Below are 20,691 nucleotides of genomic sequence, written 5' to 3'. Positions count from 1 at the left end.
AGGCCGTCCGCACCCTCCTGATGAATGCCACCGTGACACTAGAACAAATCCCATTAGTGCGTGAAAAACCATGAAGCAGCCCGCATCACCGCAGGTCAGCGCGATACGCTCCCGAGAGATCCCGGCCCGTGAGCCAAGTCAGGTCAGGACATGACGAAGCGCTCGGGTCGTACACGAGACGTTCTCGATGCACGTGACCGGGCCGCCGCGATCCTCATCCTCGTCTTCGGCCAACAGGTTGAAAACATCGCCCGATTGACCTGGGACGACGTGACCATCACCGACGAACTCGTCATCATTCATCTCGGAACAATCCAAATAGTGCCAGACCCCTGGACAAGTCTTGGCGGGGATTCGCCGCGAACCCTAGGCATGACCTGACCGCCGCACACCCCAATACCACTTGGGTTTTCCGCCGGGTCTCCCCCGGACGACACATCCACGCCGGACACAACACCGGGCCGTAATCCGTCAGAACCCCAGTCGTGTCATGCCCGAAAACCTCCGACGCCGAACCGCCAGGGCTATACGGACACGCCGCAAGCGATGCAATTTGCCCCGGCTACTCCGGCCCACGAATACCTGCGCATGCCAGTTAAAACAGGCACCAATGGATGCGTGCCCAGTGGTCAGCGGGGGCCGTGGCCATGGTCAGAGACGTCACCAGCGTGACTGCGGTAAGTCGCCGTCCAGGTTGGTCTAGCAGCATCAGCTTGTCAGGAGCCGGCCGCTGGAACCTCGCAAGACCAGTTCCGTCTCTACCCACAAGGTTTGGGGGGACGCCCCGCCGCCGTGCAGCAGCGCAAGTAACTGGGTGACAGCCCTCGATCCGCACTCCCCCAATGGAGAACGAACGGTTGTGAGCGGCGGGGAGGTAAAGTTCGCCCCGAAAATGTCATCGAAGCCGACAATGCTCATCTGGTCCGGCACCACGACGCCGGCCGCCTGAAGTTGCTGCATGAGGCCGATGGCCAGGAGGTCGTTGTAGGTCAGCACTGCGGTGGCCCGGCCAGCTAGCACGTCGGAGGCCACCAAACGGCCGCCGTCGACCGTTGGCTTGATGGATTCCAAACGTACCGCCTGGAGCCTGGACCATTCACAAGCAGCCTGCATGCCTGCCCAGCGGTGAGCTGACATCCAAGAGCCTGGAGGGCCAGCGACAAATGCTAGCTTTTCATGGCCAGCAGCGGCAAGGCTGCGTACCGCCTCCCCGATACCTTTTCGTACATCAGGGATGACGCAGGGAACACCCTTGACCTCACGATTGATGACAACCACCGGCTTGTCAGCAGCAAGGGCGCGGATTTCGTCGTCATCCATCCGCGGGCTGGCAAGAATCAGACCCTCCGCCGTTGCCATCACCCTGCGCGCGGCAGTCACTTCAGTAACAGCGGATTCTGCTGACTCCGCCAACACCAGCGTGTAATCACGCACGGAAGCGGCGGCCTGGGCGCCGCGGAGGATGTCGAAGAAAGTGGGGTTGGTGATGTCCGCAACGATCAAACCAAAAGTGCTTGTTTTGCCGGTGGGCAGGGCACGGGCAAAAGGGTTGATTTGGTAATGCAGGCGGGCAGCCGCATCCTCAACGAGTTTCTGGGTCTTGGCGCTGACCCTTCCCGGATTGCTTAGTGCCCGGGAGACCGTGGACGGATGCACACCAGCCACCTTGGCAACGTCATAAATTGTTGCGGAGGTGCCACGACGTCGGCTTTTTTCAGCCCACTCTGTCTCGGTGGCAACATCCGGCGTCCGGGGTTCAGTCACTGGCCAATCCTTACTTGAGGAGTTTTCCGTACATCTGTCACAGACCTACTGGCACTGTGTGACCTGCTGCAATTCCGTTTTCGCTGAAAGCGTCGACTGCCGCCCAGTAATAGGTTCCTGCGTTGAGCGAGCGAAGATCCAAGTGGTTGCGGCCGTGAACTTGCCAGCTGTGGTACAGCTTGTCTGGGTCGGAGCCGTAGCGAACGTTGTAACCACTCGCTTCTTCACACGGTTCCCACTCGATCCGTGCCGTGCGCCCGTCAATACGATGCGCACGGGCGAGAACCGGAGCCGGGGCGGAGCCATCACCGCGCCCGAAGACCCGCAAACCGCTGACAGCGAAAGTTCCCCCGAAGGGAAGGCGGCCACTGGTAATGCGCACATAGCGCCCGCGGCGGGGTCCATCGAGGACGGTGAGCGCGTGGGGCCGGTCGCTGCCGGTACCACGGGTGTCACTCACGGCAGCCCAGGCGTTTCCGTCAGTCGAGATTTCAAGGACGAGTTCTGCCGGTTGGTGGTCCGTCATGATTCCCCGCCAGGAGTGGCCCTGGTCGACACCCTTGGGTGCTTCCGGCGCGATGGAACCGAGCTCGTGGTCGGCAAGGTTGATCTGGAGGGCGTGGATTGTCTTTGGTGCGCCGAGGTCGATTGTCAGAGACTCCCTGGGTCGCGTCCTGCCGCCGCCCACCATGTTCGAATGTTCTCATTAACGGCTTGGGTCGGCGCGTGTCCGGGCTTTGAGGATGTCGCCGTGGCTCTCGCTTTATAGGAAAGCAGCATCCACTGTGGCGGTGTCCAAGGGTCGAACGGGCCGTCCGGCACCTCGTAAGGGTAGTCGGCGAAGTTCTGGTTGCAGAAGAGGACGCCATCCTCGTCGAATCCCGCCGGGAAGAGACCGATCCGTCGTTCGAAAACGTCGTTGACGGAAATGCGCATGGTCGCCGCATGCCACCAGTTTCCGTGGCGGTCCTGGAAGGTGCTGCCGTGACCGGCGCCGGTAATAAATCCTCCCGGTTTGGACGAAAAGGGACTGTTTTCGGAGTACGTGAAGGGGCCAAGCGGGCAGTTGGCTGTGTAGTAGCCGTCGGCATAGGTGTTCAGTTCGGTGGCCGGTGCCGCGTACTGAAGGTAGTAGGTTCCCTCACGCTTTGTCATCCAGGCGCCTTCGATATAGGGAGTCGTGCCTGTGAACTGAGCGACCAGCTTCTCCTGCTCTGTCTGCGGGACTTTCCGAATGTAGTCCTCGCCCATTTGCTCCCAACCGTGCGCATCCGTGTCGGATGAGATCAGCGGCAGTGGCTCTCCGAGCTGCTTGAACGAGTCATCGACCTCGACACCGTAAAGCGGCGTCTCGTTGTCGCATCCCCAGTAGAGGTAGGTCTTCGAATCGCTGTCTTGGAAGAGGTTGGGGTCCCAGAACGAAAATGTGCCCGGCGTTACTTCAGTGAAGTCGTCGGACAACGGGTCGACACTTCGGAAAAAGGGGCAGTTATCTTCTTTGCGCGAAGCGCTGATGTAGAGAGCGCCGTCGACCTCACGAACATCCGGAGCGTAATCGAGGGCCGGCAGCTTCGAGGTCGCCTGGTACTCCCAGCTCACCAGGTCCGTGGAGTGCCAGAATCCGGCCGACATGGACGCGAAGAGGTAATAGCGCTGGCGGTACAGGACGATCGACGGGTCAGCGGCTTCTCGGTGGACGGTCCGGCGTGGTTCCCCAATCTTCGTATCCCGTACTACCCCGGAGAAGCGGATGTCCTGGTATCGGTAGGCGAGATCCATGGGATTGCAAACGATGCGGGCGGCGGGTTGCGTCATTGTTTTTCGGGTCCTGTCGGTTCGTGGGTTAGTCATTGGTATGAGAGCGAACAGCTGCCTGCGAGCCGTCCGCGGGGAACCGCCAGGCGGTGCAGCCGGGAATTACCGGAGGGACGTCAGCCTTGGCCGTTCGCTGCCGCCGAATAGTAATGCTGATTGGTGTGCTGCGGTGGTCACCCTTTTGGGTCAGATGGTTTGTCCGGCGTCGGCGAGGAGGGTGCTTCCTGTCATGATGGTGGACAGATCGCTCGCGCAGAATAAAACGACGCGTGCGATGTCGTCAGGGGTTCCGATGCGGCCTATGAGGCTGTTCGTCATGACGGCCATGGTTCCGCCCGGCTCGCTGGGCGGGTGCGCGGCAGCTGCGGCCATGTTGCCCTCGGTGGGCACGAATGTAGGGGCTACGCCGAGGACGCGTATCCCGAGGGGGGCGAATTCGAGTGCCATCTGTTTCGTCATGCCGCGGACGGCGTGCTTGGATCCGACGTAGGCGGAGAGCCCCGGGGCCGTTCCCGTGAATCCGGCGGTCGAGATGATGTTGATGATCACTCCGCCGCTCTTACCTCCGGTCATGTGGCGTGCTGCTTCGCGGGAGCCGTTGAAGACTCCCCGGGTGTTGACGGCGAACACCTGCTCCCAGGTGTGATCGGGTGTTTCGAGGACCGGGACGCTCGGGAAGATGCCTGCGTTGTTCACCCAGATGTCGATGCCGCCGAATTCTTCGGCCGCAGCTGACGCGCCGGCCTGGACAGATTCGGAGGAAGTGACGTCCATGGCGACACCAAGGGCCTGCACGGAAAAGCGTTGAGAGATTTCGTCCGCCGCGACTCGTGCCCTTTCGGCGTTGACGTCGCCGATGAGGACGTTGGACCCGGCTTCTGCCAGCCGCCAGGCGATGGCTTTGCCGAGTCCTTGGGCGCCGCCGGTGACTACCGCTTGGCGGCCAGTTAGGGACAGGAGCTCAGCAACGGGGGTAGCTGAGACGTCGGCGAAAGCGGTTGTCATGAGAGGACCTCGATGTCGAGTTCGTTGTGTTGTGCGACGCGGCCGAGCCAGGCGAGGCTTGGCTTGGGAGTACGGGCGAAGGTTTCCCTGTCGACGGCTATCAGGCCGAACGTGGGCTCCCAGTGTCCCCATTCGAAGTTGTCCAGGAGTGACCAGTGGAGGTAGCCGCGCACGTCAATGCCGTCAGTCATGGCCTGGTGAAGGCCCTGCAGCGCCTCGGTGGTGTAGCGGATCCGCTGGTTGTCATCTGCGGTCGCGATCCCGTTTTCCGTGATGAGGACGGGCACTCCTCCGGTGATGTCCCAAGCGTGGCGGACGGCCATGCTCAGTGCGTCGGGGCGGTATTCGGTGCCGACGAGGGTGTTGTCGGGGTATGGCGTGTGCGGTACGAGTCCGTTGGCGTCGACTTGCTGGCTGGAGTAGGCCTGTACGCCGACGAAGTCGTCGCCGCGGCTGCCTTCCCAGTAGACGTCTTCTTTGCCGTACCGGATCTCGAGCAGTTTCTCCTCCCCGCCGGGGACTGCGGTGAGCGCACCCGCGGCAATGGTCCACCCGACCTTGGCACTGATATTGGCCCTAAGAATCTCGCGGGCGGCATGGTGGATGGCCGTGAAGGTGCGCCCGATCTCGGGATCTGCGTAGGTGAGGAACTCGCCGTGTGACTGTTTCTTCTCCTCCTCGCCTTCGACGGTGGGGCTCTGCCACTGGGAATCCGGGCTCTGCTGCATCCGGCGCATGGCGGTCATGATGGCCGCCTGCATGTTCGGTTCGTTCATGGTCACGACCCACTGGACACCGTCGAGGATGTCCGTGGTGGCTTTGACGTAGCGCTGGAACTTCTCTGACGCATCGGGGGCCAGCCAGCCGCCGTCGTTCGCGAACCACTGCGGAGTGGTGAAGTGCTGCAGGGTGACGACGGGTGTGATGTTCCGTTCGAAACAGTACTCGATCATGCGGCGGTAGTGGGCGAGCTCTGCCTTGGAGAAATGCCCGGGAACGGGCTCGATCCGTGACCACTCGAGGCTGAACCGGTAGGAGGTCAGGCCAGCGTCGGCGAGGAGCGCGATGTCCTCCCGGTAGCGGTGGTAGCTGTCGCAGGCGTCCCCTGAGAGCTCCATGCCGGGCATGGTCAGTTCGCGCGCCCACCAGTCACTGTTGACGTTGTTGCCTTCAATCTGGTGGCCGGCAGTCGCCGCGCCCCAAAGGAAGCCGTTCGGGAAAGTCGTCATGTCATCCTCTTCTGTGAGTGTCGTCTTGGCGCCCTAACTGGGCTTGTTTTCAAACTCTTGCCGCGGAGTGGCGTGTATCTGTGGTGCTTGTCTGCAGTAAGGCGCTGCCGGCACGGAATCTTCCGGGGCCGGCCGTGTGTTGGGAACCATCGGGGAAGACGATGCGGGCGGACGTGTCCGCGGGGATGTCGGCATCAATGCGGAGCTCGTCGCCGTCGAGCTGCCAGTGAACCCTGATCGTTCCGTTGGGGGTTTCGTGCGAGCCGCGAGCCCAAGTAAGTCCTGGCCAGGGGTTGGCGCGATGACGATGGAGCGCCAGGCCACTGAGTCTTGGGCCTGTCGCAGGCCAAGCGTGTACTCGTGAAGGAACCGGAGCACCGTTCCCTTGCTGTAGTGGTTCAGGGACTCGTAGGCATTACCTTCATCGTCAATCCCTTCCCAGGCTTCCCAGATCGTCGTCGCGCCCTTGTCGACCATGTAGAGCCAGGACGGTGCGGTGCGCTGCAGGAGCAGCTCGTAGGCGACATCCGCCCGGCCGGCAGCCACAAGGACGGGTAGGAGATCTCCGGTGGAAAGGAATCCTGTTCCCAAATGTGTGCCCGCGGAACGGATGAGCGCAACGAGCCGGTCGGCCGCCTTCCCGCAGTCCTGCTCGGGCAGGAGGCCGAACGACAGGGCGCGGACGTAGGCAGCCTGGGTGTCGGTGACAGTGGTTCCATCCGGACGAAGGTAGGCGGCCTGCCACGCCTCCCGTACGGAGTCGGCGATTGTTGCGTATTTCGACGCATCCTCGATCCGTCCGAGGGCCCGTGCGATCTGGGCGAGCGTGGCTGTGGACCGGTAGAGGTATGACGTTGCGACCTCGCCCTTATCTTGGGTGAACCAGGCCATGGGGTTGTCTTGGACGGGGTTGATCAGTTTCCCGTCCGCGTCACGCTTCTGGGGCTCGATCCATTCGCCCCAGTGGAACGTCCCGTCCCACAGGTACATTTCGAAGGGCTCCGGCTCGGGAGACTGCTGGGCGCGGGCGTGGTGGCGGGTTGTGCGTGCCTTCTCTAGGGCCCACCGCACCCAGCGCTCCATGGCGTCCCAGTTCTCGGCCAGGACTGTTCCGTCGCCGTACGCCTTGTAGAGTTCCCAGGGCACTGCCACGATGGCGTCCCCCCAGCCTGCCGAACCGGTCATCATCGCGAACTGGTCATCGAGCTTGTTTTTGATGCGACGTCCGTCCGGGGAGAAGTTGGCTATCCTGCCGTCCTCGAGCTGGTCATCGCGCACGGACCTCAGCCACTTGCGGCTGAACCCGAGGACGTCCCGCAGCCTGGTGGCAGTGGAGATGAACACCTGGTAGTCGCCTGTCCACGCCAGTCGCTCCCGCGTCGGGCAGTCCGTCGGCACATCGACGGCGTTCCCAAGGAAGCTCCACTCGCCGATGCGGTGCAGGTGGTTGAGGTCCTCGTTGCTGCAGGAGAATTCGCCGGTCCGGCGGAGGTCGCTGTGGACGACCTGCATGGTCAGTTTTGCGGGATTCAGGGTGGTTCCGTCGCGGCTGATGCGGGCGTACTGGAAGCCGTGGACCGTGTGGCGCGGTTCGAAGACCGCGGCATCGGTGCCAGCCGTTACTTCGTCGCGCTGGGCGAAGATGCTCGTGGGCTCTCCGGGCCGGTGGGAATCGAGGTGGGAGGTTGAGAGGTCGCCGTCCGGGTCGATGTGTTCGCCGTACTCGATCACCGTGCGGGCGCCTTCGGGACCGAGGTCCTCCAGCCGGATCCATCCGGACGCGTTCTGTCCAAAGTCGGCTACCCACACACCCGGTTTGAGCTCGTGAAAGCGCTCCGGCGGACGCGATTCGATGACGCGCACGGGCGGAGCGGGCGACCAGTCGATCGGCGGAGCCTCAATAACGTCGGCGAGGGCTTTCACGGCCGGCGCAGGGGTGGATGTAAGGTCGACGGTTTGCCCGTCCATGAGGTCTGCGCGGATGGTTGTCGATGGCGCGCTTGTCCAGGTGCTGTCCGTGACAATGACCTGATGGGATCCATCTGCCAGTTCCATGTGCAGTTCGGCCCGGGCCCCTACCGTGGTGCCCCAGCCGGCAGGCACCCGGAAGGCGCCGACTTGGCCCCGGTACCAGCCGTCAGAGAGCTCGATTTCGATCCGGTTCCGTCCCGGTGTCAGCGAAGACGTTACGTCGGATGCCTGGGCGTACAGTGTGCGGTCGTACGACGTCGATCCCGGGGAGAGTTCCGCCGCCCCGGCTGGCTGTCCATTGACCGCCGCAGTGTAAAGGCCGAGTGCGGTGGCGTACAGGCGGGCGTATCTCACTCCGGCGGGCAGCTCGAACTCCGTGGCAAGGATGTGCGCAGGGCGTCGGCCGTAGCCAGGGTCCTCGTGCTCTGGCGGGGAGATCCACGAGGCTGTCCAGTCTTGGTCGAGGAGTCCGGCTTCGAATGCAAACCACTCGGACCACTCTGCAGTCGGGGCAGCAGGCCGGACGCGCCACTGGACGCGTTGCCGGCTGCGCAGTGCCTGCCAGGGCCAGGGAACGTACAGGTGACTATTGGACCTTGCCGCCGGTTGCGGCACGTCGTCGACGACTGCCTCGAGCTCATATGGGGTCGCGGCGTCGGAACCAGGTTTCGGGAGAGCCTGGGGGTAGTTCCGGTGACCGGGAACTGGTCTCCGCCGCTGTCAACGGTCAGATCGTAGGGCGTTCCGCCCATGTCTAATCCTTCTTCCTTCAGTGGGCAGGGCGACTATCGAACTGCTTTGACCTTGAGCGCGATCACCAAACCGCCCAGCAGGGCAAGGACAGCGCCGGCAAGGTACAGGAGGGTGTAGTTTTTCTCCGTTCCCACGGCACCTAGGGTGATGACAATGGAAGCGATGAGCGGGGCGACGGCGCTGGGTATCTTCTGTGCGAAGGCCACGACGGCCATGTAGCGGCCGGTTTCGGTGCGGTTCGGCAGGATAGCGAAGATGATGGCCTGGTCGACCGTCGCGAACACGGCGATGGAAGTCTGCATGAGCACGGCGCCGACTATCAGTTGGGGCAACGACCAGGCAAAGGCCTCCGCCACTGCCCCTGCGACAAAGAGAATCGCGGCGATGAGTACGAACAGACGCCGGCGTTGGAGTTTGTCGGACAGGAACCCGCCAAGCAGCGCGCCTCCGGCGGCGGCGACTACGCCCAGCATGCCAATGGTGGCGACGACACCGGCCACCTCACGGACCGGGAGCTCGAGGCGCTGTGCGTAGAAGAACGTGCCAAAGGTGGTGTTGAAGTACAGGCCCATGAAGAACACGAAACGGCCCAGCCAGTTCCACGCGAAGTCGGGGTACTTGCGCACGTTGAAGCCGTAGCTGGCGACCAGCGGCCTGGAGGTGACCTCCGGGAGGGGGGCAAGGTCTCTCGAGCTGCCTTCGGGCTTGATAATCGGAAACAGTGCCAGGAGCACAGCCCCAATCAGGCCTGGCAGAAGGAAGACCAGCAGAGTGTTGGACGAGACCGCGTAGGCGATCCCGATGCCGAGGACGGGCGCGATCTGGGTCATCAGTCCGGTAAGGGCGGAGACACGGCCGCGCTGTTGTTCGGGCAGCTTATCGGCCATCAGGTTCTGGATCGCTGCCCCGGATATAGACCATCCGGACATCCCCAAGACCCAGCCTGCCCCAACGATCAGCAGGTTCGGAGCCGAGCCCATCACGATCAGGCCGGCCATACCGATCGCCGTGCCCAAGAAGATGAACGGCGTGCGGCGCCCAAACCGGGACCGCATGCGGTCACTCCAGATCCCGATCATTGGACTGATGATGAGGTAGATCAGCTGTGCGGTGCCGGTGATGTAGCCGAGCACTTCCTCCCGGCCAGGAGCGAGTTCAGTGATCCGTACCGCGATGCCGTAGGAGAGCGGCACCATCATGGCCATCGAAGCCCCGAAGCTGGCCATCATCAGCCAGAAGATGTACCCCCGGCTCACCGGTGACTGGGGCTCCTCTACTTGGGTTCCGACAGGGTTGTCGGCCTCGCCGATGGGGGGCTGGTTACCGGGCACCGGCTGGGCGGCCGTCATGCCGCCAACAACACCGGTCGCCTCGCGCTCGTTCGTAGTCACCTGTGACTCCTTTATCGGGTGGCTCCTCACCCGCGACATCGCGGACGGAGCTGGGCGACCGTGACGTCGAACCCAGTAAATGTAACCACCTTGGTTACATTCCAGAATAGTATCCATCATGGTTACAATCGGCAAGACCCTCTTTAGAAACCGCTGCCTGCAAAACAAAGGATCAGTTCCGTGACGACCACTTCCGAAACAGCCGCCGGACAGAAGGTCGGCCCGAGGCGCCGCGGGCCCTACGCGTCGACTCCAGCGCGGCGTGCGGAGATCGTGCGCGCCGCTTCAGCGAGCTTTGCCCAGCACGGCTATGAGCGTGCTTCCCTTCGGGACATTGCTGCCCGGGCGAACGTGACCCACGCCGCACTGCTCCGGCACTTCGCCACGAAGGATGATCTCCTCTTGGCCGCCCTCGCCCAACGCGATGCCGACGACCTGAACCTTGCCCGCAGCATTATGCAGTCCAAAGTGCCCAGGGAACGGGTTCTGAGCGGCATTCTCGAAGAGGAATTTGCGCATCCGGATCAAATGCGGAACTGGCTTGCCATTACGATCGCCGCAACGAATCCCAGCCACCCGGCACACGATTTCTTTATCGCCCGGCGCGAGAGAATGCGTCAGCATTTCACGAGCAAGCGCCTTGCCACCACGCAGGACAGTGAGGAACTCAGCGCCGCTGACAAGGTGACGATGGTGATGGCGATGATCGATGGGCTCCGGATACAGTGTCTTCTCGATCCCGAGCGACCTACGCTGCACCTCATGGAGACGTTGATGCGGTTCATCGCCTCGCCGGAGGACGAGTAGGGCTGGACCGCCGTTCTATGGCTGTGAGCCATGATGAAGGCCGGCGCATGCCGGACCAGGATGCCCTGGTGGGCCACTCGTCGGCGCGACCTGACACTCGCTCGATCGACGCTGACGGTTGCCGGTGCGTCGCCCTATTCCAGATGGGGCGGTCCTCAAAGGACCTTCACCTGGCGTACAGGGCTCTTCTCAATGATGCGGCGGCACGTCGCTCCATCCATTTCCAGCCAGAGGACGTAGCCGTCCTTTGTCACGTCCTCTACGCGGCCTTCATCGAGGATTCTTCCCTGTTCGTGAATCTCGATCTTTTGGCCAATAAGCAGGGTCCAATCATCCTCGGGCCGCCACATACCGGGTTCAGCCGTCACCTTGGTGTCCTTTCTTTACTGTTTGCACATCTGATCATCATCGGGAGCGCCAGGATGGAAGTTCTCTTGTAGTGCCGAGGACAACGTCGTCGCTGCGGGCAACGGTGAATCGCTCGGGTGCCCGTGGATGACAAGGGTGCCGCGCGTGCGCTCATTGAGTGCCTTCTTGATGGAGTGGCTAACGGCCTGGCAGAGAAGTTCGTCCTGCCCATCTCTTGTTTGTCGTGCTGTTGGTGAGCGAGTGACGGCAGGAGGTCTCATACATGAGCAACTGCTCGTAGTCGTGGAAGACGGAATCGAGGTATTACACCGGCCTCTTACGTCCTTACTGAGCCTTCGTGCCGCTCCGGGGGAGGGAACTGGCGGTATGTGAACCCCTCCCCTGGAGCGCCTAGCCTTGTGTGCTCACTGGACTGACCATGCACCGTCCGAGGGCAGGACAGCCCCTGAAACGTTTGTTCCGTCGTCGCTGAGCAGAAACGTGATGGACGCAGCCAGCTGCGATGCCTCTGCCACGGGCGGGATCATCTGCATGAACGGGCCCAGCCGTTTGGCACCATGTTCCGATGTGAAATTCGCTTCGATGCCTGTCGCCACCGGTCCTGGGGCCACTGCGTTGACCCTGATGCCTTGAGGTGCGTACATGAATGCGGTGCTGCGGGTTATGCCGAGAACGGCGTGTTTGGAGGCGGTGTAGGCCAGCCCCGCGGAGTTGCCTCTGAGGGCAGCCTCTGAGGCAACGTTCACGATGGAGCCTCGCCCGGCGGTGATCATGAGTGGGAGGACCGCCCGGGTCAGGCGGAACATCCCGTCGACATTCACTGCGAACACGCGGTTCCAGACGTCATCGGAGACCTCGTGCAGTGGCGTCATGTCGTCCATGATCCCGGCGACGTTTGCCAGCGCGTCGACCCGGGCGCCGGCTGCTTCAACTATCCTGGCAATGTCCTCGTCCTTGGTGATATCTGCCGGAACTGCGACTATTTCTGCCTGCGGGTGGGCCTCGACAAGGGCGTCGAGGCGGTCAGCGGCAATGTCTACAGCAATGACAGTACCCCCTTCCCGAGCAGATCCTGGATGCGGTGGCCCGGCCGATGCCGGAGGCCGCGCCCGTGACGATCACCGTCTTGCCAGAGAACCTTCCGTTTGAGAGGCGTTCGAGTCCAGGGCCCTGGCTCGGCACTGGCGTCGGAGCCTGCAGCGTCGACGTCGGGAGCCACTCCCCCATTGGCGTCCCGCACCAGTTGATCGAGAAGTGGTTGCGGAAACTGGCCGCCCCCGAGCTCAACCAGTTGCTGGATTGCGAAGTGTTCGATGGGTTTTAGGGCTGCCTCGTCCTGCCCGGATTCGGTGAGCATTCCTCTCAGCAGAGGGCCTCCCGCCGGGTGGTCCAGCCACTCACGGATGGAGCGTGAGCCAGTCAGGGGTTTGGTGGTTTGAGTCATTTTGCTTCCTCAAGGGCCGGTACGGGGCTGGCTTCTGTCTCCGCTTTTTCTGGGATTCCTCTTTCGTTCCCGGAAGGTTTGGTGCCGTCGAGGCCTGTCCATCGGGCACGCAGGGTGTGTGCTGCGGCCTTTGGTTTCCGGTCACGTGTGAAAACACCTTTTCTGTTGCCGTCCACGCGGTGGATGCCGTTGGAGGTTTGGAAGTCCGCGAAGTTCCAGACGTGTTCCCCGATGAAAGCATCGATCCTGTCAAAGACACGGTGGTTCATGGCGAGGTAGGACTGCTGGTACTCCTCGCTCCAGGGCATGTCCCAGACGGAGTGCTGTCCGGGCATGGTGTCGGCGCCGTATTCACTCATCATGATGGGCTTGCCAAAGGCCTCCACCCAGCCGCGCAGGTCGCCCTCGAGGTACTGCTCGGCGGTGGCGAGGTCACCGGTGAAGACGTACCAGCCGTAGTAGCGGTTGATGCTGAGGACGTCGAAGAGGTCGGCGATTTTGTCGTTCTGGAAGGTGGCGAACATGACCGCGGCGTAGGTCAGGGGGCGGGTGGGGTCCAGTTCCCGCGCGAGCTGCACGAGTGGTTCGAAGAACTCCCGTGCTCCGTCCTCGTTTGAGGCCGGCTCGTTGGCGATGCTCCACATGACGACACTGGGGTGATTTTTATCGCGTGCTATGACTTCACGAAGGTGCTGGGCGTGGGCGGCCTGGGTTTCATGGTTGAAGGTGTCCGGAGAGAAAGTGGGCTTGGGACCCACGCCGGTGAGTCCGCCCTGAACACCAGGTTCAGCCCGACGGCAGCCGTCTCGTCGACGACGACGATGCCGTTGCGGTCGGCGAACTCCAACACTTCTTCTGCATACGGGTAATGAGAGGTTCTAAAGGAATTCGCTCCCACCCAATCCAGGAGCTGGAAATCGTGCACGAGATAGGCGTTGTCGTGTCCTTTGCCGCGGACTGCTGTGTCCTCGTGTTTGCCGAAGCCGGTGAAGTAGAACGGTGTTCCGTTGATGAGGAACTGGGTTCCGCGCACTTCGACTGTCCTGACACCGAACGGCTCTGTGTAGCTGTCGATTACCTCGTCGCCATCGAGGAGCTCAACCACGAGGTCGTACAGGTAGGCGGCACCAGGCTGCCACAGTGTGACGCTCTCAATGCTGAGGGTTCCCTTGTTGCCTTCTCCGAACGCGACTTCCTGTCCTGCGGCGTCCAGGGCTCGGACGCGGACTCTGGTCTCGTGACTTGCTGTCACGGAATAGTCAACGACTCCTGTATGCCCCAGAGTGCCGGTGACGATGGTGATGTCGGTGATGTGCTGCTCGGGTTTGCTGTAGAGCCACACTGACCGGGCCAGGCCTGCGTAGTTGTAGAAGTCGTGCAGGTAGGTCTGCTGGCGGCGCCCGTCTTTGGTCACGGTGATGCTGCCGGGGGGAATGGTTGCGTTGGTCAGCTCATTGTTCACACCGACCGTGAGTCTGAATTCACCACCCGGGGAGACGTGTTCGGTGATGTCGGCTTCGAAGGGGGTGTAGCCGCCCACGTGCCGGGCGACGAGAACGTCGTCAACATAGACCTTGCCCTCGTGTGTGGCTGCGTCCAGTCGGAGAAGCACTCTTTCCCCTGTCCAGCCGCGGGGCACGCGCACGGCCCGCTGGTACCAGACCCATCCCACGTGGTCGCGGATTTTGGGATCGGTGAAGAGGTCGTTGTAGCTGGACGGTACCGGGGCCTCGAGCTTGGTTTCCAAGCTCGCTGTCCAGGGCCGGGGAACGTCGGCGTCTTCGAGGGCGAAGCGCCAGAGGCCATCGAGGTTTACAAGTTCACGGGTGATCGTGGTGCGGGGCCTGAGCACAGATTTCCTCCTGCGGAATGTTACAAAATGGTTTGTTGGTAGGGACGTGGTCGCGAGCGGTTGCCAGCCGTTTGTTGAGAGTGGGTTCTCGTTATAGAGCGGTCCGCTTTCAGCGGACTGAACGCACCGCCAGCAAGGTGATGAGCCCTCCGGCCAGCGCCAAGAGGCCGGAGCTGAGGTAGAGCAGGGTGTAGTTCTTCTGGTCACCGACGGTTGCCAGGGACAGCAGCGCCGTGGCGGCGAACGGGGCAAGTGCTCCGGGTATCTTTTGCGAAAAACTGGTGATGGCCATAAAGCGTCCGGCCTGTGTTTCCCGGTGGGGCAGGACGTCCAGGACCAACGCCTGGCCCACGGCGCTGAAGACCGCGATCCCAAGCGATGACAATAGTGTGCCCGCTACAAGGGAGGTCAGATCGTCCGCGAAGGCGGTAATCGATGCACCCAAGGCGAACAGGACCGTGGCGGCCATGATGAACGGCCGGCGCCTGGCCCAGTGGTCAGATAACCAGCCTGCCCCGAGGGACCCTACGGTGGCGCTCAGAACGCTGGCTGTTGAGATCACTGCCAGGACGGAGGCGACCATGGAAATTTCGATCCCAAGACGCTGGGCGTAGAAAAAGGTGCTGAAGCTGGTGGTCAGTGACAGCCCGAAGAAGAAGACGAACCTGCCCAGCCAGGTCCACGCAAAGTCCCGCTCCTTCCGCGGGTTGAAACCAAAGCTCCTCATCAACCTCAGAAGTGAGAGTGGTTCATGGAACACCGCTCCCCGGGTGTCGGCTTCCTTCACGAAGATGATGAAAGCGGCTACGCACACGGCTCCTACCAGGGAAGGGATGCCGAAAACCCAGAGGGCGTCTTTGCTCACGAGTCCGATCAGGAGGATCCCTGCGACCGGAGAAACCTGCATGGTCAGTCCTGTGAGCGCAGACACTTTTCCCCGTTGGTGGAGGGGCAGCCGGTCCGCCTGGTAGTTGCCGATGGAACCCACTGCGGTGCCCCATCCGACCGTGCACAACACCCACCCCACAGTCAGGGTGAACGGATCGGGCGCGAACGCCATGATGGGGGTCGCGGCGAGCCCCAGGATCAACCCCCCAACAGTGAACGGACGACGGCGGCCCCAACGGCTGCATGTCCGGTCACTCAAAATTCCCGTGAGGGGTGAGGCAAGCAGTGAAAAGAGGGCCCCAATGCCGATCGTGTAGCCGAGCAGTTCCTGCCGCCCGTGGGCAAGCGCATCGAGTCGAAGCGCGAGCGTAAAGGCCATAGGGACGATCAGGGCCATCGCCCCACCAAATGTCGAAACGACCAGAAGGGCAACAGTGCCACGCCCGACCGTTCCCACCCCGGATTCAGGTTGGCGGGCCGGCTCCAACGGGTCACCGGACGGAGCCGGCAGCGGTCCTGCAGCCTCGGGCAAACGGGGAGCCTCGGTTTCCGGGCAGCCCCGGCCCGACGTATGCGTCGTTGGCGCCGTGCCCCCTGGGGCCGCGTCAGGCATAATCGCTGACTTCAGTTAGTATGGCTCCTTGGGAGCCTTCCAGCGTAACCCCTGCAACGGAATCCTTGACGTGACGGCTGATGGTGTCCAGCGTGCGGAAAACGGCAACTGTTTCTGATCCGGGATGTATCGGATGCTCGGTTACTCCTGAACGGATGGCCTCCCCGGCAGCCCTGAGCATGGGAACGTACCCGTTGCCTTCACGTTCGTGCTCCATCGGCTCGGGATCGAACATCTTGGCCCAGGCGCCTGCGTGGACAAGAAGCGTCGTTGATGTCCAAAACATGCCCGGGAGCGTGATCCAGCCCAAGGTGCCGCTGATCGACGCTGAGGGGTCGACAAATTCAGTCATCGAACTCGCGCAGTGGGAAAAATGGCCCTCTTCGAAATCCAGGGTGAAGTGCTCGGCGAAGTCGAGCCCGTCTTCTCTGACGCGCCCGCGCGCGTGGATGCCTGTCGGCTCGCCGAAGATCGCATGAGCCAGCGTGACGGGGTAGATCCCCTGGTCCAGCAGTGTCCCGCCGCTGCGTGCCACGTCCCACCGGCTGCCACCATCAGCAATCAGCGGAAAACCGAACCCCGCCCGCAGGCTTGAAGGTTTCCCGATCAACCCGGAATCCAGGAGCTCGAAGAGGTGCCGGAACGCAGGGTTGAACTTCATCCACATGGCCTCCATGAGGAACAGGCCCAGGCTGCGTGCCAGGGCGAACAACTCCTCGACCTCAGCTGCATTCATGGCCATGGGCTTTTCGACAACCACATGCTTGCCGGCCAGCAGCGCCTCACGGGCCATCGCAGCGTGGGTAGCGAACGGCGTTGCCAGATAGAGCACGTCAACACCGGGATCACTGATCAGCGATGCGAAGTTGTCGGTCCAGCGGGGCAGCCCGAACTCCTCGGCGAAGCGGGTTGCGTTGGCTTTGTCTCTGCTGAAGACAATGTCTACCCGGTTGCCGGGAATGAGTTGCAGGTCAGGAACAATGCTTCGGGAAATGGTTCCGGCCCCGGCGATCGCCCAACGCAGCGGGTCCGGAGGTTCGGTTGATTCGTTCATGATTCTACCTCTCAAGACTCGACGGTGGCGGCGGGTACAGTGGCGCCGGCCGAGTACTCAAAGGCGCCCACTCGCGCTTGTCCGGCCAGCGCTTCTACCCCGATGACTCTGCCTGTAAACCCTCCTGCGACCTCTGTGGAGAGGTACCGGCCGTCAATTGTGGCCAGTACTGTGAAGCCGTCCTGCAGGTAGCCCAGCTCGACCCGGTCCGGCCCCGTTCGAACACCGTGCTGTTGTGGGTTCCCCACTGCCCGCAGCGCAAGGGGCGCGGTCAGCGGCATGCCCTTAGCGGATGCAAGTATCTGGTCCAGAGGCCCAATGACTGCGCGGGCAGACAGGACATCACCTCGGCGCTCTATCCCAGCCCAGTGAGAATCATCAACACGGACGATCAGTGTCAGGTCACCGGCGGGTGCATCCACATTCACCTGCCACTCTGCGTCACGGGCGCGTACCGCGAGCAGCCGTTTGGCTTCCTTTTCTTCGGGCATTCGCCCTGCATCCAGGGTGATGCCCACGGTTCCCTCGCGGTGGCAGAAGCTTGCGGGAGAGACGCCCGGGGCGATCCAACGCGGATGCAGTTCGGGCGCCCGGAAGTCTTCAATGAAGGACGTTGCCGGCTGGGGCTCCTGGTAGCGGTCCGGGATGACCACGGGCCACTCCTCAGCCCAGTCGATGCCGGTGAGGAAGGTTTCGCGTCCGTTCGCATGGAATCGCGGGAACTCGCCGAGCGGCCGCGCACCCAGGTAGACCATCGCCCAACTGCCGTCAGGGAGATCCACGAGGTCGGCGTGGCCGGTGTTCTGTACCGGGTGGGAGGTGCTGCGGTGGGTAAGAAGCGGACCATCCGGGTGAGCCTCGTAGGGGCCCGTAACTGAACGTGCCCGACCGATGGTCACCGCATGGCCGGGCCCTGTTCCACCTTCGGCGACCAGCAGGTACCACCATCCGTTCCTTGGGAACAGGTGGGGCCCTTCAGGTGAGGAAAGACCAGTACCTTGCCAGATCAGCTCCGTCTCGGAGAGCAACTGGCCGGTGACGGGGTCAACTGTTGCATGCGCGATGCCACCTCTCGGGTCAGCCCATGCGAGGTGGCATTGGCCTTCGTCATCCCAGGAGAGATCCGGATCCCACCCGATGGCGCCTGTGGTGTAGACCGGGTCGCTCCAAGGCCCTGCCGGATCCTCGGCGTGAACGATGAGGTGACCTTTGACCACGTCCGTGATGTTTGTTGTTGCCATCCAGAATCGCCCATTGTGAAAGCGGATGGTCGGTGCATAGATGCCTTTACCCGCCCCGGAGAGTCCGGGGCTTACGTTGAGTTGGCTTTCGCGGTCCAGTGACGTTGCCGATTTGTTTCCAGGGCATGCAGGTCGCGGCTGGTGAATATCGGCACGCCGGGGAAGTATTCAAAGCTTGAGTTGATCAGGTAGTAGTCCTCACCCGCCCGGCAGATGGATGGGTCAGGGTGGAAACCGGGGAGTATGGGTGCTGCCCCCATCATGCGACTCCCGCCTGGGTGTGCTGTTCGCGGTGGAGCTCAGCTAGCCGGTGGCGTTCCGCGCGTCGTTTCTCTTGTTCTACTGGGTCTGCGATTGGTGCTGCCAGCAGGAGCTTCTGCGTGTATGGGTGCTCGGGCGTGGACGTCACCAGGGCCGCAGGTCCGGTTTCGACGATGTCGCCTTTGTAGACGACACTGACGCGGTGGCTGATGTGCCGGACGACTGCCAGGTCGGTGGGAGACGAACAGGTAGGCAACCCCGGTGCTGCGCTGGATGTCGATGAAAAGGTCCATCACCCGGGCCTGCGTGGACAGGTCCAGTGCCGAGACCGGCTCGTCGCAGACGATGAGTTTGGGTTTAGGGGCGAGGGCGCGGGCGATGGCGACCCGTTGACGCTGCCCGCCGCTGAACTCCCGCGGCAAACGCTCTGCAGCGTCCCGTGGGAGGCCGACCTGATCCAGCAGCATCTGGACCCGGGCTCTCGCCTCACCCGCTGCGGCACCCTGCACCACGAGCGGCTCACTCAGTGTGTCCCCGACAGTGAGGGAGGGGTTCAGTGAGGTGTAAGGGTCCTGAAAACGACCCTGGATGTCTTTGGACAGTGTCCGGCGGTCCCTGGGGCTGGCGTGGGTGATGTCGGCACCTCTGAAGGTGATGCGGCCCCCGCTGGGCTTTACCAACCCCAGAACCGCCCGGCCGATGGTGGTCTTACCTGACCCGGATTCGCCTACCACGCCCAGGGTCTCGCCCTCGCCAATACTCAGAGACACCCCGTGCAGAACCTCGATTGCCTTGGGACGGAAGCCCCGGCCGGTGAAGGCAACGCGCAGGTCGGTCACGTCCAACAGTGGTGTACTCATCAGTTCTTCTCCCCAATGGCCGCCGCGACTGGCACGGGCGGGTCGGTCCGTACGGTGTGCTCGTCGAGGATCGAACCCAGGAGACATCTGTGTATAAGGGTGTTTCGGTTCCCGGAACAGCTCGAGCGCCGTACCGGACTCGACGACCTGCCCGTTCTGCATCACGGCGATCCGGTCGCAGATGTCGGCAACCACACCAAAGTTGTGCGTCACGAGCAGGACAGCCATGTTCAGTTCCGCCTGAAGATCCCTCAGCAGGTCAAGGATTTCGGCCTGGACTGTCACGTCAGAGTGCGGTTGTGGGTTCATCAGCGATGAGGAGCTTGGGACGGCTCGCCACCGCCCCGGCAATCAGGACACGCTGGGCCATACCGCCGGAGATCTGGTGCGGGTACGAATCGAAGGTCCGCTGGGAATCCGTCGATTTTCCTACGCGGCTCCAGCAGTGCCAGCACCCGGGCTTTGGCATCCGCGCCGGACATGCGGGCAGAGGCGCGGATGCCTTCCACGAGCTGGGCGCCGATGGTGTAGGAGGGGTCGAGATTCGACATGGGCTCCTGCGGGATGTACGCGATCTCGCGGCCTCGCAGGGCGCGCAGGTCCTGCTCCCGGGAGGCCGAACAGCTCCCGTCCCTCCAACCTGATGGAGCCGCGCACAACCACAGCCTCCGACGGGAGCACCCCGAAGGATCGAAAAGGCGGTTTGGGTCTTGCCGGAACCGGACTCCCCCACCAGGCCGAGCGTTTCGCCCGCCCGAAGGTCAAGGGTCACACCTTTCACGACCTCGTTCAGCTGTCCTGACGGCGTTGGGTACGCGATGACCAGGTCATCCACGGACAACAGGTCTGCCGGACCATCCTCGCCCGGTCCCCCAACGCTGCTCGCTACTTTCGATGCAGCTATTTTTGCCGGTTTCAGTTTGACGCCTTCAAATGCGTCACGGAGGGAATTGCCCAGCAGGACGAGGGAAGAAGTAAGCGTGCCGAGCAGGACGCTGGGCCAGATGAACTGCGTTGGGTCAACATAAAGGTTGGTGAAGCCGTCCGCGATCATGGCACCGAAGCTGGGAACCAGCTTTGACCCGACGCGAAGGAAGGCAAGGCCGGATTGGAGGCTGATGGCGGTAACCTGCCAGCTACGCAGCGGCAATGATGATGGGGCCGCGGATGATAAAGAGAACGTGGCGGCCGCTAGGAGATGCAGGCGGCCCCGACAGGCCGGACACCCGTGCCGCGTCCACACAGCAGTCGTTTTTCACGCCGATGAAGCGGCGCACGAAAAACGCGAAAGCGTTTCACGATAAATGCGAAAACTCCGATTCTGCTTCTTTCTACCTGGGTTAAACGGTTTCAACTGAACCAGTAAGTTACAGC

The 20,691-nt window shown here is 62.5% G+C and carries 20 protein-coding genes and 2 pseudogenes; 2 read left to right on the top strand and 20 right to left on the bottom strand.

All coding sequences use genetic code 11. The features are described 5' to 3' along the window. Positions 1-150: 150 nt before the first annotated feature. The gene (locus ACF0H6_RS00110) at positions 151-381 is read left to right on the top strand and encodes a hypothetical protein (protein WP_395247954.1); all 231 of its coding nucleotides are present in this window, start codon (positions 151-153) and stop codon (positions 379-381) included. A gap of 327 nt (positions 382-708) precedes the next feature. Here ACF0H6_RS00110 and ACF0H6_RS00105 read toward each other — a convergent pair whose 3' ends face one another. From ACF0H6_RS00105 to ACF0H6_RS00070, 8 genes and pseudogenes are all read right to left on the bottom strand, one after another. Beyond that, complete coding sequence (locus tag ACF0H6_RS00105) at positions 709-1,764, bottom strand: LacI family DNA-binding transcriptional regulator (protein ID WP_395247953.1); 1,056 nt, start codon at positions 1,762-1,764, stop codon at positions 709-711. Positions 1,765-1,801: 37 nt separating this feature from the next. Then, a complete protein-coding gene (locus ACF0H6_RS00100) occupies positions 1,802-2,455 on the bottom strand; it encodes a hypothetical protein (RefSeq protein ID WP_395247952.1) in 654 nt (217 codons plus the stop codon). Beyond that, a complete protein-coding gene (locus ACF0H6_RS00095; RefSeq protein WP_395247951.1) occupies positions 2,416-3,579 on the bottom strand; it encodes a family 43 glycosylhydrolase in 1,164 nt (387 codons plus the stop codon). The genes ACF0H6_RS00100 and ACF0H6_RS00095 overlap by 40 nt, the downstream gene beginning before the upstream one ends. Positions 3,580-3,765: 186 nt before the next feature. Continuing rightward, complete coding sequence (locus ACF0H6_RS00090; protein WP_395247950.1) at positions 3,766-4,584, bottom strand: SDR family NAD(P)-dependent oxidoreductase; 819 nt, start codon at positions 4,582-4,584, stop codon at positions 3,766-3,768. Next, positions 4,581-5,813: a glycoside hydrolase family 1 protein gene (locus ACF0H6_RS00085; protein ID WP_395247949.1), complete on the bottom strand. Its 1,233-nt coding sequence runs from the start codon at positions 5,811-5,813 to the stop codon at positions 4,581-4,583. Before ACF0H6_RS00085 ends, ACF0H6_RS00090 begins: the two co-directional genes overlap by 4 nt. Positions 5,814-5,862: 49 nt before the next feature. Next, positions 5,863-6,051, bottom strand: a complete 189-nt coding sequence (locus tag ACF0H6_RS00080) for a hypothetical protein (protein ID WP_395249838.1) — start codon at positions 6,049-6,051, stop codon at positions 5,863-5,865. A gap of 176 nt (positions 6,052-6,227) precedes the next feature. Beyond that, positions 6,228-8,138, bottom strand: a pseudogene (locus tag ACF0H6_RS00075) (family 78 glycoside hydrolase catalytic domain); the annotation flags it as partial. Positions 8,139-8,569: 431 nt separating this feature from the next. Then, positions 8,570-9,928 carry an MFS transporter gene (locus ACF0H6_RS00070; RefSeq protein WP_395247948.1) on the bottom strand — a complete coding sequence of 453 codons (1,359 nt, stop codon included), beginning with the start codon at positions 9,926-9,928 and terminating at the stop codon, positions 8,570-8,572. Positions 9,929-10,108: 180 nt separating this feature from the next. Between ACF0H6_RS00070 and ACF0H6_RS00065 the strand changes: the two genes are divergently transcribed. Next, positions 10,109-10,735, top strand: a complete 627-nt coding sequence (locus ACF0H6_RS00065; RefSeq protein WP_395247947.1) for a TetR/AcrR family transcriptional regulator — start codon at positions 10,109-10,111, stop codon at positions 10,733-10,735. A 155-nt stretch (positions 10,736-10,890) separates the two neighbouring features. On the opposite strand, the gene ACF0H6_RS00060 is transcribed toward ACF0H6_RS00065, so the two are convergent. The 12 genes and pseudogenes from ACF0H6_RS00060 to ACF0H6_RS00005 all read right to left on the bottom strand — a co-directional run bounded on the left by ACF0H6_RS00060 (position 10,891) and on the right by ACF0H6_RS00005 (position 19,786). Further along, on the bottom strand, positions 10,891-11,103 hold the full coding sequence (locus ACF0H6_RS00060; protein ID WP_395247946.1) for a hypothetical protein: 213 nt from the start codon (positions 11,101-11,103) through the stop codon (positions 10,891-10,893). 405 nt (positions 11,104-11,508) lie between these two features. Further along, positions 11,509-12,138, bottom strand: a complete 630-nt coding sequence (locus tag ACF0H6_RS00055; protein WP_395249837.1) for an SDR family NAD(P)-dependent oxidoreductase — start codon at positions 12,136-12,138, stop codon at positions 11,509-11,511. Between the two features lie 2 nt (positions 12,139-12,140). After that, entirely contained in the window at positions 12,141-12,548 is a 408-nt protein-coding gene (locus tag ACF0H6_RS00050; protein WP_395247945.1) for a hypothetical protein, read from the bottom strand. Beyond that, complete coding sequence (locus tag ACF0H6_RS00045) at positions 12,545-13,306, bottom strand: glycoside hydrolase family 2 TIM barrel-domain containing protein (RefSeq protein WP_395247944.1); 762 nt, start codon at positions 13,304-13,306, stop codon at positions 12,545-12,547. Before ACF0H6_RS00045 ends, ACF0H6_RS00050 begins: the two co-directional genes overlap by 4 nt. Further along, complete coding sequence (locus ACF0H6_RS00040; RefSeq protein WP_395247943.1) at positions 13,222-14,400, bottom strand: glycoside hydrolase family 2 TIM barrel-domain containing protein; 1,179 nt, start codon at positions 14,398-14,400, stop codon at positions 13,222-13,224. Before ACF0H6_RS00040 ends, ACF0H6_RS00045 begins: the two co-directional genes overlap by 85 nt. 109 nt (positions 14,401-14,509) lie before the next feature. Next, on the bottom strand, positions 14,510-15,820 hold the full coding sequence (locus tag ACF0H6_RS00035) for an MFS transporter (RefSeq protein ID WP_395247942.1): 1,311 nt from the start codon (positions 15,818-15,820) through the stop codon (positions 14,510-14,512). Between the two features lie 73 nt (positions 15,821-15,893). Further along, entirely contained in the window at positions 15,894-16,955 is a 1,062-nt protein-coding gene (locus tag ACF0H6_RS00030) for a Gfo/Idh/MocA family protein (RefSeq protein ID WP_395247941.1), read from the bottom strand. An 11-nt stretch (positions 16,956-16,966) separates the two neighbouring features. Continuing rightward, positions 16,967-18,295, bottom strand: a complete 1,329-nt coding sequence (locus ACF0H6_RS00025) for a family 43 glycosylhydrolase (protein WP_395249836.1) — start codon at positions 18,293-18,295, stop codon at positions 16,967-16,969. Continuing rightward, entirely contained in the window at positions 18,268-18,456 is a 189-nt protein-coding gene (locus ACF0H6_RS00020; protein WP_395249835.1) for a family 43 glycosylhydrolase, read from the bottom strand. Before ACF0H6_RS00020 ends, ACF0H6_RS00025 begins: the two co-directional genes overlap by 28 nt. Next, on the bottom strand, positions 18,456-18,605 hold the full coding sequence (locus ACF0H6_RS00015; RefSeq protein WP_395247940.1) for a hypothetical protein: 150 nt from the start codon (positions 18,603-18,605) through the stop codon (positions 18,456-18,458). The genes ACF0H6_RS00020 and ACF0H6_RS00015 overlap by 1 nt, the downstream gene beginning before the upstream one ends. Positions 18,606-18,843: 238 nt before the next feature. Continuing rightward, positions 18,844-19,317, bottom strand: a pseudogene (locus ACF0H6_RS00010) (ATP-binding cassette domain-containing protein); the annotation flags it as partial. A gap of 286 nt (positions 19,318-19,603) precedes the next feature. Continuing rightward, positions 19,604-19,786, bottom strand: coding sequence for an ATP-binding cassette domain-containing protein (locus ACF0H6_RS00005; protein ID WP_395249834.1), 183 nt, complete (start codon positions 19,784-19,786; stop codon positions 19,604-19,606). Between the last annotated feature and the right edge of the window lie 905 nt (positions 19,787-20,691).

Source organism: Arthrobacter sp. NA-172 (assembly GCF_043952055.1).
Classification (GTDB): Bacteria; Actinomycetota; Actinomycetes; order Actinomycetales; family Micrococcaceae; genus Arthrobacter.
Note: the sequence above shows the minus strand (reverse complement) of the source record. Positions and strands in the feature narration are given on the sequence as shown.